Source organism: Fulvivirga ligni, from assembly GCF_021389935.1.
In the GTDB taxonomy this organism is placed as follows: Bacteria; Bacteroidota; Bacteroidia; order Cytophagales; family Cyclobacteriaceae; genus Fulvivirga; species Fulvivirga ligni.
Genome location: NZ_CP089979.1, coordinates 6,102,985 through 6,115,816, shown reverse-complemented (window position 1 = coordinate 6,115,816; position 12,832 = coordinate 6,102,985). Strand labels below are relative to the sequence as shown.

The 12,832-nt window shown below is 39.7% G+C and carries 10 protein-coding genes and 1 tRNA gene; 9 read left to right on the top strand and 2 right to left on the bottom strand.

Features of this window, described 5'->3' with window-relative positions:
* Positions 1 to 79: 79 nt before the first annotated feature.
* From LVD16_RS25955 to LVD16_RS25915, 9 genes are all read left to right on the top strand, one after another.
* The gene (locus LVD16_RS25955; RefSeq protein WP_233771209.1) at positions 80 to 1,576 is read left to right on the top strand and encodes an NAD(P)H-hydrate dehydratase; all 1,497 of its coding nucleotides are present in this window, start codon (positions 80 to 82) and stop codon (positions 1,574 to 1,576) included.
* 136 nt (positions 1,577 to 1,712) lie between these two features.
* Positions 1,713 to 2,084 (top strand): T9SS type A sorting domain-containing protein, encoded by a 372-nt coding sequence (locus LVD16_RS25950; protein WP_233771208.1) that lies wholly within the window; start codon positions 1,713 to 1,715, stop codon positions 2,082 to 2,084.
* 1,050 nt (positions 2,085 to 3,134) lie between these two features.
* Positions 3,135 to 3,184, top strand: a tRNA-OTHER gene (locus tag LVD16_RS25945).
* Positions 3,185 to 3,665: 481 nt separating this feature from the next.
* The gene (locus tag LVD16_RS25940) at positions 3,666 to 4,766 is read left to right on the top strand and encodes a slipin family protein (RefSeq protein WP_233771207.1); all 1,101 of its coding nucleotides are present in this window, start codon (positions 3,666 to 3,668) and stop codon (positions 4,764 to 4,766) included.
* A 60-nt stretch (positions 4,767 to 4,826) separates the two neighbouring features.
* Positions 4,827 to 5,348, top strand: a complete 522-nt coding sequence (locus tag LVD16_RS25935) for a tetratricopeptide repeat protein (protein ID WP_233771206.1) — start codon at positions 4,827 to 4,829, stop codon at positions 5,346 to 5,348.
* Positions 5,330 to 6,751, top strand: coding sequence for an RtcB family protein (locus tag LVD16_RS25930; protein WP_233771205.1), 1,422 nt, complete (start codon positions 5,330 to 5,332; stop codon positions 6,749 to 6,751). The genes LVD16_RS25935 and LVD16_RS25930 overlap by 19 nt, the downstream gene beginning before the upstream one ends.
* 1,057 nt (positions 6,752 to 7,808) lie before the next feature.
* Positions 7,809 to 9,476: an FAD-dependent oxidoreductase gene (locus tag LVD16_RS25925; protein WP_233771204.1), complete on the top strand. Its 1,668-nt coding sequence runs from the start codon at positions 7,809 to 7,811 to the stop codon at positions 9,474 to 9,476.
* A gap of 74 nt (positions 9,477 to 9,550) precedes the next feature.
* Positions 9,551 to 10,084, top strand: a complete 534-nt coding sequence (locus LVD16_RS25920) for an ArnT family glycosyltransferase (RefSeq protein ID WP_233771203.1) — start codon at positions 9,551 to 9,553, stop codon at positions 10,082 to 10,084.
* A gap of 19 nt (positions 10,085 to 10,103) precedes the next feature.
* A complete protein-coding gene (locus tag LVD16_RS25915; RefSeq protein ID WP_233771202.1) occupies positions 10,104 to 11,156 on the top strand; it encodes a glycosyltransferase family protein in 1,053 nt (350 codons plus the stop codon).
* 66 nt (positions 11,157 to 11,222) lie between these two features.
* Here LVD16_RS25915 and LVD16_RS25910 read toward each other — a convergent pair whose 3' ends face one another.
* The gene (locus LVD16_RS25910) at positions 11,223 to 12,413 is read right to left on the bottom strand and encodes a GTP-binding protein (RefSeq protein ID WP_233771201.1); all 1,191 of its coding nucleotides are present in this window, start codon (positions 12,411 to 12,413) and stop codon (positions 11,223 to 11,225) included.
* Positions 12,406 to 12,825 (bottom strand): MerC domain-containing protein, encoded by a 420-nt coding sequence (locus tag LVD16_RS25905; RefSeq protein ID WP_233771200.1) that lies wholly within the window; start codon positions 12,823 to 12,825, stop codon positions 12,406 to 12,408. Before LVD16_RS25905 ends, LVD16_RS25910 begins: the two co-directional genes overlap by 8 nt.
* Between the last annotated feature and the right edge of the window lie 7 nt (positions 12,826 to 12,832).

The window sequence follows — 12,832 nt, the reverse complement described above, 5'->3', positions numbered from 1 at the left end:
TGAGTTTAATTTCTGATTTTGTATCTCAATATCAGGAACTTGACAGCTAATTTCATGTCGCTGATAAAAACTTAAGCACATGAAAATTCTAACAGCTGAGCAAACAAGACAATTAGATCAGTATACCATAAAGAACGAACCTATATCATCTATTGATTTAATGGAGCGGGCTTCTGCCGCTTTTGTTGACTGGTTTATTTCAAAGTATGACCCCAAGCATAATATAGTCATAGTTTGTGGTACTGGAAATAATGGAGGTGATGGTCTGGCTATAGCGCGAATGTTGCATGAGCGCCATTATAAAATACAGGTGTTTGTAGTTCGCAAATCAGATAAATCTTCCAATGATTTTAAAGTTAATCTGCAGCGTCTTGAAGATTTGGTGGATATTAAAGAGATAACTAGTTCCTCTGAAATTCCAGGCTTTGATCATTATGATCTAATAGTAGATGCAATTTTTGGCTCAGGCCTTAGCAGACCTGTAGAGGGTTTGTATGCAGAAGTAATCACTGCCATTAATAGCGCAGAGCAAGAAGTGGTTTCTGTAGATATTGCTTCCGGTCTGTTTGCTGATCGGCCTACTGAGCAAAAAGCTGTGATTAAACCTGCTTATACAATTTCCTTTCAGCTTCCCAAGCTGGCTTTCTTACTGCCTGAAAATTCAGAATACGTTGGTGATTGGATTATAAAAGATATTGGATTATCCCAAAACGGGATTGATGGTCTTGAATCGAGCTATAAATACTTGTCAATTAATGATGTTAAGTCACTGGTTAAAAAAAGAAAGAAGTTTTCTAATAAAGGAGACAATGGCAGGGCTCTAATTATGGCAGGCAGCTACGGAAAGATGGGGGCTGCTGTACTATCTGCCAGTGCGGCGGTACGGTCAGGGGTGGGCTTGCTTACCATGTATATTCCTTCGTGCGGTTATGAGATTATGCAGATGTCTGTACCTGAAGCTATGGCTCAAGTAGATGAGAGGGATCATTTTCTAACCAGCTATACGGATGAGTCGAGGTACAATGCCATTGGTATAGGGCCAGGAATAGGTAAGGAGCAAGAGACCATGTACAGTATCATGCAGGCCATTCAGTCTTTCGATAAACCGATGGTGATAGATGCGGATGGATTGAATATTATTTCAGAACATAGAGAGATGTTGGAGCTGATTCCACAGAATTCCATATTTACTCCACACCCGAAAGAGTTTCAGCGTCTGGTAGGTGAATGGAAAAATGATTTTGAAAGATTGGAAATACAAAAAGAATTTTCAAAAACCTATGGCATCATCGTAGTGCTAAAAGGGGCGCATACTTCTATTACCACACCTGAGGGTGAAGTTTTTTTTAATAGTACCGGTAATCAAGGTATGGCTACAGGCGGAGCTGGAGATGTACTTACTGGGGTGGTGACATCATTATTAGCGCAGGGGTATAATCCTAAAAATGCTGCTTGTATGGGCGTTTTTGTTCATGGCCTGGCAGGTGATCTGGCCGCTGAGGAAAAAGGATTTACAGGTATGATAGCATCAGACCTTGTGAAAAATTTGCCTTCTGCTTTAAAATTGTTAAATTAAATTCTAAACATTTTACTCTTTGCTTACGTAACCATAAAAGTGTCCATTGTAACGATTGCAAAGAACTAATATTGTTAGGCATTATAATTCTGGATCAATTTTTGCGGACTTCATTGGAGAATTGAAACCAAAACCTATGAAGAAAAATATACTGTTAACTATACTTTCATTATCAATGCTTTTGGGCGCAAGTTCTGCGTTTGCCCAAAATGTTGAGATGAACCGCTTCAATAAGGCTTCATTGGAGGTGAAAAAGAACGAAATAAAGCTTTTCCCAAATCCTACTATAAGCTATCTAAATGTTAAGATCGAGAACTCTAATCTGAAAAGTGCTTCATTTACCGTGCATAATATCATTGGTAATGTTGTAGAAGTTCCTATAGAGAAGATAGAAGAAAACAATTATAGAGTAAAGGTAGAAGACCTGGCTCCTGGATATTACTTCCTGGCAATTAGAGACAAAGAAGGACATTTTAAAGAAACTTTTAAGTTTCTTAAACGAACATGACCATATTTTGATAATTTATATAAAAGCCGTCTCTTGTAAAAAGGACGGCTTTTTTTATGTTGTAACCAATCATATTAGAATCACTATCTTTATTTTGACTGATTCTGTATAAAGCATAAATTCAAAATAATATTTTGTTTTATAAAATCCTTTTACGATACTTGCACTCACAAACAGAGAAACAAATGAAACTATACACACAACATATCAATCGCATGGAACCCACGAAATATGGGTTAAGCATAGATTTTTGTAGGTATAGGTCCGGTAGATATTAATTTATTTGAATAGATAAATTAAACCCGGGCCTATAAAGTCCGGGTTTTTTTATGCGATAAAAATTCCTGCTTATGACAGAAAACAGAATAATATTTGGTATTGGTATTTTTCTTCAGGGGAGAGGTGCGTCTTGTTCACACCTGGGTAGTCCACAAGTATGGAATGTTGAAAATATAAATTTCAGGATACGGAATAGGTGATATTCTTTAAGAGCATCATTGAACCCCGTCCTGAATAAGGTCGGGGTTTTTTTATGCCCAAATTAAAATATAAAGTGAAAGGATAGAAAAAGTCTATCCGATTGGTAAACCACGGGAGAGGCAAAACGGGTGTCTCCTGAAAAACATAGGAGAGTGGTTAAAGACCACAAGCAGTACTCCGTTTGTGCTGTGATGTTTGATAAAGCTCCTTTGGAATAGCGGTTTGTCAGATTCTGGTGGTTGTAGGTTCGCATCCTGCAATCACCACAAAATTAGGGCTGTTTGAAAAGTAATTACTTGATTATGAAATGTCACATTGAGGTACTCGAAATGTTTCTCTATTCAAAATAAAGAAGATTTTGAAGGTCTCAATATGAGATAGCCACAACATTAAAAATCTTTTACCGAAAAGGTAGAAGCATGAGGAAAATGGCTGCAATAAGACTAAGGTGAGTGTTTCTGTAGGGCACCACAGTGTCCTTCGGGATATACTGCTTATTGTGAGTTCGTGTTTCTTCACGGTTCTGTGGGACGAAGGTTCGATTCCTTCCTTTGACGATGTAGTCATTGTAGTTCAGTGGTTAGAACAACAGATTAAATGTCGCGGGTTCGATTCCCGTCTTTATCTCCTGAAAAGGCTGGATAAAGTAGCTCAGTGGTAGAGTACACCATGCTGTTAACGTGGTTTTTGTTTGGGCTCAAAATCCAAATAGGAGAGTCTGTCGAACTCTTTAAAATTTGACACCATTGAAAATGATCAAAGGCCGCCTTTGTAAGTCTCTGGCAGATTTACTCAAAAAATAGGTTAAGGCCCTGATGTGTGAGGATACCTCATGGTTCATTTTTCAAATGCTTCTTTAGCTAAGTAGCTCTCTGAAGGTGCTACCTTTTATTATCGATGTGTGATCGCCCCAAGTAGTCACACTGAGGCACTCGAAGTGTAGGCGGCCTTCGAAGGCTTAATACTAAAGAACCATTCGAAAATGCTGTGCTTAATCGCAACTCCGCCGTTGGCTTATGGTTAGCCTTTGACATTTTCTTTAAACTTAAATTATTGGACCAATGATGATAAATGAAGTTTTGACCTAAAAAAAGTATGATCATGATGAGGACAAAGATCAATGCCGGAAAAGTAGGATTGGTTTTCCGAAATGGTGATTACCAGAGAGTAATTACCGAAGGTAAGTACTGGATCAGTCCATTTGAAAGAGTGGTTCAGTATGATAGAAGTGGGGCCTTTATGTGGCCCGTAGATTTGAATATCCTTTTAAAAGACTCTGAGCTTAAAGGCTTATTAGAGGTGGTTGAAGTAAAGGATAGTCAGATAGTCTTGAAATATGTAAACGGAAACTTTAGCGGAGTGCTTACTCCAGGGAGATACGCTTTCTGGAAGGGAGTAACCGAATGGAAATTTGTGGTAGCTGACTTGAGTAAAGTGGATATCACTGAAAATATCGATTTGGTTTCTGTGAAGATAAAAGAACTTGTACCATATATAAGAGTCTGCAAAATCGACTCATTTGAAAAAGGCGTATTATTCATTGATAATAAGGTGAGTAAAATCCTTGGGCCAGGTGATTATTACTTCTGGAAAAATGCTCAGGAGGTTTCTATTTCAAGGGTAGACTTAAGGCAAGTACAGTTAGAAATTACCGGTCAGGAAATCCTTACCAGTGATAAAGCTGCTTTGAGAATCAATTTTATGGTTCAATACAGAGTGGTGGATATTGAGAAGGCTGTGATTGCTAATAAGGACTACGAGAGACAATTGTACACCTTAGTGCAATTAGCCATCAGGGAGTATGTGGGTACTTTTTCTTTAGATGAATTGCTAGAGAAAAAAGATGAGATTGGAGATTATGTGATGAATGCTCTTGAAGCAAAGGCTATAGCACTTGGTGTTAAAATCAAGGATTGTGGTGTGAAAGATGTGATCTTACCTGGTGATGTGAAAAATATCATGAATCAGGTTTTGGTTGCTCAAAAACAAGCTCAGGCAAATGTTATTACCAGGAGGGAGGAAACTGCTTCCACCAGGAGCTTGCTAAACACTGCAAAGTTGATGGAAGACAACGACATGTTGTATAAGCTAAAAGAAATGGAGTACGTAGAAAAAATCGCTGATAAAATCGGTGAGATCACTGTAACTGGAAACGGCCAGGTGATCGATCAATTGAAAAGCATATTCGCTCCATCTAAATAATTTGAGGCTGTATTGATGGTATAAAGCTGTAAATGGTACAGCCTCTTAACTTTTTGTATCATGAACATATATGAACAATATATTGAAGATTTAATACCATTTGCGGAAGATGCTATCTATGAAGGTGATTATCATTTGGCGCATAAGCTGTTAATGAGCGGACTGACCGAAGAGCCGGGCTATCCTAAATTACACTATACCATGGGCTGGATGCATCACTATTATCAAACCAATGAAGCTCTGGCAGAGAGACATTATTTGCTGGCTCTTCATTTTAACCCAAACTATATTGAGGTTTATGAAGATTTGGTAGAGCTCTACTGGTCTAAGCGTAAATATCAGGCACTGTCTGATCTGATGGTCAAAGCAGAGAAATGCGATGACATCGACAAGGATTATGTGTTTGGTGTTTTGGGTAAAGTAGCTGAAACCCAAGGAGAATACCGTAAAGCGATCGGTTATTATCGCAAGGCTTTAATGAATTCGGTTGATAACCATGTAACCAAGGAGTTGAAGCAAAATATTAAAAGAACAAGATTGAAAAGATTTAAAAATAATTGGAGATGGCAACAACAAAGTTGACAGGTAAAGAGCTGAGACAGCTCGGATATCCTGAAGGTAGAGCCATTGGAGAAGCTATAAAGGCTATGGAGAATTCCTACAAAGGGAAAAGCAAAAAGTTTAAGCTTGAGCTTTTAACCAGAGTAGTGCAGAATCCGGCGCTTTACCTAAAACATGAAAACTTGGCCCCAGTGGCTAAGAGCTTGATTATCAAGACAGAGTATAATGAAACGCTGGAGCTAAACAAGAAAAGAATTCCTTACCAAACTTATGGTGCTGAAGGCATTGAGGCTGGTGCTGTAAATCAGATGGAAGTAGCCATGAAGTTACCGATCACGCATTCAGGGGCGCTTATGGCTGATGCGCATCAGGGTTATGGATTACCCATCGGTGGTGTGCTGGCCACCAGAAATGCTGTAATTCCATATGGTGTAGGAGTAGATATTGGCTGTAGAATGTGCATGACTCTGTATGATTTACCAGCAGTATTTGAATATAAAAACCTGGATAACTATAAGAAAATGCTGAATGATAACAGCAGGTTTGGGAATGCTATATTCAAAAGGCCTAAAGGTCATGATGTAATCGATAGAAGTGAGTTTTCAGAAATTAATATCCTGAAGTCGCTAAAAGACAGGGCATATTCACAGTTAGGCTCCAGTGGTGGCGGTAATCACTTTGTGGAGTTTGGTGTCACTGAAATTGTGGATGTGGAAAACGAGTATAATCTGCCAAAGGGTAAATATTTGGCTGTGTTATCTCACTCTGGGTCCAGAGGTCTGGGAGCTAATATTGCCAGGCATTACACCAAGCTGGCCATGGATAAGTGCAAACTTCCGGCGGAAGCTAAGCACCTGGCCTGGCTGGATCTGGATACTGAAGACGGCCAGGAATATTGGTTGGCTATGAATCTGGCAGGTGATTATGCATCGGCATGTCATCACCAGGTTCATGAGAGAATGGCAACCTCCCTTGGCGAGCAGCCATTGGCCATGATTGAAAACCACCACAACTTCGCCTGGAAGGAGAAAGATGCTGAGGGCAATGAGATTATTGTCCATAGAAAAGGTGCTACTCCTGCCGGTAAAGGCGTGATGGGAATTATTCCTGGCTCCATGACGTCGCCTGGTTTTATAGTAAGAGGTAGAGGCGAACATGCTTCTATTAACTCCGCCTCACATGGTGCAGGTAGAGTAATGAGTAGAACTAAAGCCAAAGCCATGCTTACCAGAGATGAAGTGAGAAGCTACTTAAAGCATGCCGGTGTCCATGTTATTGGCTCAGGCCTGGATGAGGCGCCTATGGCATATAAGGATATTCATCAGGTGATGGCGGCTCAAGTGGATTTAGTAGATGTAGTCGGCACATTCCAGCCCAAAGTGGTGAGAATGTGTGGTGATGACAGGTTTGCTGAAGTAGACTAATTTTCCATCTTAGAAACTATTTTTCCAAAATTTGGAAAGATCGATTGCCAAGTGGGCTTTAAATGGCTTTTAACCCGAATTTATAATTTGGCACGCCTATTGAAATAGGTTTGTCAGGTTTAGGTTGATTAGTTGTAAATTAAAGCCGCTCCGCCCTGGAGCGGCTTTCTTTTTTATGCGCCCATCACATTTACCTCAAAGTTTAAGTAAAGTTCTATCACCCCTCCAACATCTCTTTATCATCATTAAAGGTTGAGTAAACACGTTCAGTTTTCCATTCGGTGAACAGTGTTTCCGTTGATCGGAAGGATATGATTTGATAAAGTGTCTCTAGATTGAATTGAGGCCAATTCGGCCTTTGGCACATTGGTTGTAATTAGGTTATCAGGTTTAGGTTGATTTAAAAAGTTGTATGAGTGGCCGCCCCCTTTCGGGGCGGTTTTTTTTATGTCTATAGGTTTTGACGTGTTGAAGGATATGGTTCGTAATAGGTTTTTTTATTGTCATATTCCATTTTAAAAAAAGTCTTCCATGATATGGAGTGTTTTTAATATGTCATGTGTCTTGAATTGGTTGAAATGCATATTTACCCACTGGCACGCCTGATGTAATAAGTTTGTCAGGTTTAGGTTGATTAAAAAGTTGTATGAGAGACCGCCCCAACTCGGGGCGGTTTTTTTATGCCTGAAATTTTGGATTACAGAATTAATCTGAAGGTAATCTTAGGTTATGTATCATATTCCACCTTATAAAAATCCTTCCATAAAATGGAGTGTATTTTGAATATAACATGCTTTAAATGGCTTGAATGACATATTTTTCTATTGGCATAGCCATTGTAAATAGATAAGTAGGTTTAGGTTGATTAGATTTGTATTTCGAAAGCCGCTCTTTGGTCAGAGCGGCTTTTTTTATGCCCTTTCTGTAACTCTTATCACATAACCTCCTAACCCTGATCCTTGTCATGTAGTGAGATGCTATCGGTCAGAATTGACGCTGCTTTCCATTTTTAATTTTGTCATCAATCAACCGATAGATGTTCATCTCTAATAGAATTATGAAACGAAATAGAATTATTATAATCGGCGGACTGTCTGCAGGGCCTTCTGCAGCAGCTAAAGCCAGAAGAACAGACGAAAATGCTGAGATCAAGCTTTTCGAGAAGACGGAGCATATTAGTTATGCTACCTGCGGCATTCCATATGCTATGTCTGGAAAGATTACCTCCAGAGACAAACTTATGGTAGTGCAGCCTGATTTATTAAGAAAAAGGTTTGCGGTGGATTTACATTTAAATGAACCAGTTATTGATATCGATCCCGCAGCTCACCTTGTTTATACGCACAGAGGATCCTATCAATATGATAAGCTGATTATTGCCACCGGGGGACGTGCATTTCTGCCTCCAATAGCAGGAATTGAGTTATTTGATAATTGGGCTTTCGCTAAGACTATTGAAGACTTTGATAAAATTATGGGCAAAGTGGGGGTGGATCATGCTGAACATATTACCATTGTGGGTGCCGGTCTGATAGGTTTGGAGACAGCAGAGAATCTGATTCATGCTGGAAAGAGGGTTACGGTGGTGGAGCTTGGTGATCAGGTGCTGACAAACTGGGATGGAAAGTTTGCTCACATGGCTGCTAGTGAGTTGAGAAGAAATGGCGTTGACCTAAAGCTTGGTGTTTCTGTGAAGGAGATTGATGCTAAAAATCAGGAGATTATTCTAAGCAACGGAGATCGATTTCATACGGATTTTATGCTTGTGAGTATTAGCGTTAAGCCAAATACGGAGATGTTAATTAACAAGGGAGCCGAACATCTTCAGAATGGTGCTCTCATCGTAAATGAAAGAATGGAAACCTCCCTGCCTGATATCTACGCGGCTGGTGATTGTGCTGCTATTCCAAATATGTTGACTCAAGAAGCTGGGTGGTTTCCTATGGGCACACATTCTAATAAGGCGGGCAGAGTGGCTGGCGCTAATGCAGCTGGGGCTACAGAAACTTTCAGTGGTGGCTATGGTACTGCTATTATGAAATTATTTGACTACACCATTGCACGCACGGGTTTGGGGATTAAAGAATTAAATAGAAAAAATATTCCGTTTAAATCTTCCATGTTTATTGGGGGAACCACACCTGGGTTTTATCCTGATTCTAAAGATATATTTCTTGAAATATATTATGATCAGACAAGTGGCCAACTGCTTGGTGCTGAGATGATTGGCGAAAGAGGAGTAGATAAGCGGGTAGATGTGCTATCGACGGCTATTTATGCCAAACTCACAATTCATGATCTGCCTAGGTTAGATTTAGCCTATGCTCCACCTTTTTCGCCAGCGAAAGATCCTGTAGTTGTAATTGGCTATGTAGCCGAGAATTCGTTAAAGGGCAATTTCGCAGAGGTAAATGTCACTGAAGCGGAAGAGTTAATAGACAAAGCGAGATCGCTTACTATTTTGGATGTACGCGGATCAGGAGAGATATGCGATAATGGAGCAATTGAAGGTGCTGTCAATATTCCTCTAGATGAGTTGAGGGATCGATTTGAAGAGTTGGATAAGAATAATTCACAGCTCGTGTACTGTGCTAAAGGGCTTCGTGGGTACATCGCCTCTTTGATTTTATATCATTCTGGTTTTAATGATGTTTATAATTTGGCTGGCGGTTTTACGGCGTGGAAGAATATGCATAATGAAGAGACGTATCAGGCTAAAGTGTGATTTGCTGTAAAAATCTCAGAGGCAACCAACCATATAATATAAAGAAGCGTGTGGTTTAGTGTAGCAGCTAAATTATGACATTCTTCAAACAGAATCAGGGTATAATATATTTGCTGATGTTTGCGACAGTAATTTTGTTCGTGAACTTATCAGCTTGGGGTGTAACGGAAACCAGTGAGGCCAGGTATGCTGAAATAGGTCGTGAAATGATAAATTCGGGTGATTATGTTCACCCTAAACTTCTAGGGATAGGGCATTACCATAAGCCCCCTGTAACTTATTGGATTACAGTACTTTCGTATGATATTTTTGGTGTCAATGTTTTTGCTGCCCGCTTCTTTCTTCAAGTGGCTGTACTTATTCAGGTGCTGCTTATTTATACCATTGGTCTTCGGCTTTTTAAAAACAGGAAGACGGCCTTATTTGCCGCAGCTATTTATTTTTCGTTTCCAGCCGTAATTATAGGCTCTCGGGCGCTTACCACTGATACTTATTTAACAACTTTAGTGCTAGCAGTCATAGTCAGTTGGATGTCATACAGAGAGAAATATAATCTGATGGGCTCTCTTTGCTTTTTATATTTTATTAGGGATTGGTTTCTTGGATAAGGGCCCGGTAATATTTATTGTGCCCATAGTTTTTGTAGTGGCCTATAATAGGTTGGTGCAAGCCGCGTATAAATCCTGGAAGTATCACGCCCTGGGAATTTTTCTTATGCTGGCTATATCTTTTTCATGGTTTGTTGTACTCTATAAAGAGGATCATGCTTTTGCGGATTATTTTATATTTAAGCATACCATAGATAGGTTCGCTACCAATACATTCGGTCGAAGGCAGCCATTTTGGTTTTATTTGGTAATTGTTCCACTTACCTCTCTTCCCTGGGCCTTTATAGTCCTAAGAGCTTTAAGTAGGTTGAGATTAAAAGCTTATTCGGTTGATTCCGTGTTGCTGATATGGATTTTTTTACCGCTTATTTTCTTTTCACTATCTACCTCCAAACTTATTTTATATGTACTTCCCATCTACGGCGGTATTGCACTTTTAGCCGCTCATTCATGGGAAAGGGTTAAGAATAAATTGCGCTGGGATGCAGGCTTTTTGATTTTTACAGGCATAGTTGCCCTGGCTCTTGGATTAATGCCGCTGTTTGATCATTCGTTAGTTTATGGATTTTTATGGTTTTGTAGTATAGGTCTATTGATGATGGTTTCAATTATCCTGTATGTTAGAATTAAGAGTGAAAGCCCAGACAGGCTGCTTATTTATTTGTCCGTGGTATTTACTTCAAGTCTTACAGTGCTAGCTTCCATATTTTTTCATAATAACCCGGCCAAAGTGCACGATCAGCGCAATGTAGCTGCCTTTATTAAAGACATCCCTGATGTGGAAAAGATTTATGTTTACAATGAAAGGTTGCCTTCACTTGCTTTCAATCTTGACCGAAGTATTATTTCGATAGCCGATGGTGATAGTGATCTGGATCGAGAGATTCAATTTGAAAGAAATCAGAAATGGGAGAGGTTGTTGATTAAGCCATGGGATTTACAACCGGCGGATACTGAGCAGAGTGTTTTTGTAGCAAAGGTAAACCATGGTATAAATGAATACTTTAAAGATAGTTTCGTGGCGGCCTACCAAAATAGTCATGTCGTAGATGGGTGGGTTATTTATTATTAAAGATCGGGAAAGACAATCTGCCCATTGTTCATATAGAAAAATGGGCAAGAGTTGTTATGTAGTAAGTCAAACCGGCCAATCGTCCTGAAAGTCATCATGATAATGCGATGCAAAATCATCGACAAGGCATTTATTAAGGCTTCTCGTTACTTCTTCCTGATTTAGGTCTTTGCCAATAATCACTAATTCGTTCATTCGGTCTCCATATTCAGAGTCCCATTTTTGCATAATCTCATCCTGATTTTCCATGTAGGATGGGTTCAATGCGCGCTCGTGAATAGAGATAGATGCCCACCATCTTCCGTAGGGCTCCGCTTTTAATGATCCACCAGCCTGGCTCCATAGTAGGGCCTGGTCAGGGCGAGAGGCAATCCAAAAAATGCCTTTGCTTCTAATGACATTGGCTGGCCAATATCTATTGACAAACTGGAGAAAACGCTCAGGGTGAAATGGTCTTCTGTCTCTGAAAACAAACGATGATATGCCATATTCCTCAGTTTCAGGTGTATGCTCATTGTTCAGTTCCTTGATCCAGCCAGCAGATTGCTCCGCTTTTTCATAATCGAATAACTTGGTGTTAAGTATCGCTTTCGGGTCTATCTGGCTAAAAGAACTCTTAATTATATGAGCCTCAGGGTTTAGCTTTCTGATAATTCCCTCCAGAAGGTGGAGTTGTTGGTCATTTACCAGATCTGTTTTATTGAGAACTATTACATTGGCGAACTCGACCTGGTCGGTTAGAAGATTTACAATGGATCGCTGATCATCGGAATCATCAGTCATGCCGCGGCTCATAATGGTATCCGCACTACCAAAGTCTTTGAGGAAATTCAAAGCATCTACCACAGTAACCATGGTGTCTAACCTGCTGAATTTGCTTAGATCATAAAGCTCTTCACCGGTAGCGAATGAGAAAGTTTGCGCCACAGGGATGGGTTCTGAAATGCCTGTACTTTCAATGAGTAAATAATCGAACTTTCTCATTTTTGCCAGTCTTTCTACTTCAATAATAAGATCTTCACGTAGCGTGCAGCAAATGCACCCGTTACTCATTTCTATTAGCTTTTCATCAGTCTTGGAGAGTGATACTTCATGCTGTACTAGTTGACTATCAATATTTAGTTCACTCATATCATTCACAATTACAGCCACTCTAAGGCCTTTTCTGTTATTGAGAATATGGTTAAGAAGTGAGGTTTTGCCTGCCCCGAGAAAGCCACTTAGTACGGTTACAGGCAGTTTTTTAGTTTTAAACATTATCGTTTTTATCTATACAATTTGGGTTGTCAATTCTTGATTGTTTGATTTTTCGCCAGTTGATCAGATGTCCTGTGGCTACTAGTATGGCACCGGTAGATGATAATCCTACTTCAAGCCATTCCTTATCTATTAACTGACCTGTAGCAATGAGTATAAAAGCTAAAGTCACCACCTTTATGGGTAATAAATCTCTGTGATGCCTTCTGTAAGAAAATGCCAGAGAATAGACGGCAATAAGAAAACTGATCAATATAATGGTGTATTCAATCCAGGGGTTTTTAAGGTATTGCACAGTGACTAGTGGCGCAAGGCTCAGTAAAAACGGCAAGGCCGCACAGTGAATAGCACATAGGGCGGATGCAGCAAAGCCAATGAAATCAGCGTGGATACCAATAAATCTGTTCTTCATGTCTTGT

Bases quoted from the DNA above. Each gene is read 5' to 3' on its own strand.
- LVD16_RS25955 (WP_233771209.1), top strand. From the start codon at position 80: ATGAAAATTCTAACAGCTGAGCAAACAAGACAATTAGATCAGTATACC.
- LVD16_RS25950 (WP_233771208.1), top strand. From the start codon at position 1,713: ATGAAGAAAAATATACTGTTAACTATACTTTCATTATCAATGCTTTTG.
- LVD16_RS25940 (WP_233771207.1), top strand. From the start codon at position 3,666: ATGATGAGGACAAAGATCAATGCCGGAAAAGTAGGATTGGTTTTCCGA.
- LVD16_RS25935 (WP_233771206.1), top strand. From the start codon at position 4,827: ATGAACATATATGAACAATATATTGAAGATTTAATACCATTTGCGGAA.
- LVD16_RS25930 (WP_233771205.1), top strand. From the start codon at position 5,330: ATGGCAACAACAAAGTTGACAGGTAAAGAGCTGAGACAGCTCGGATAT.
- LVD16_RS25925 (WP_233771204.1), top strand. From the start codon at position 7,809: ATGAAACGAAATAGAATTATTATAATCGGCGGACTGTCTGCAGGGCCT.
- LVD16_RS25920 (WP_233771203.1), top strand. From the start codon at position 9,551: ATGACATTCTTCAAACAGAATCAGGGTATAATATATTTGCTGATGTTT.
- LVD16_RS25910 (WP_233771201.1), bottom strand. From the start codon at position 12,413: ATGTTTAAAACTAAAAAACTGCCTGTAACCGTACTAAGTGGCTTTCTC.
- LVD16_RS25905 (WP_233771200.1), bottom strand. From the start codon at position 12,825: ATGAAGAACAGATTTATTGGTATCCACGCTGATTTCATTGGCTTTGCT.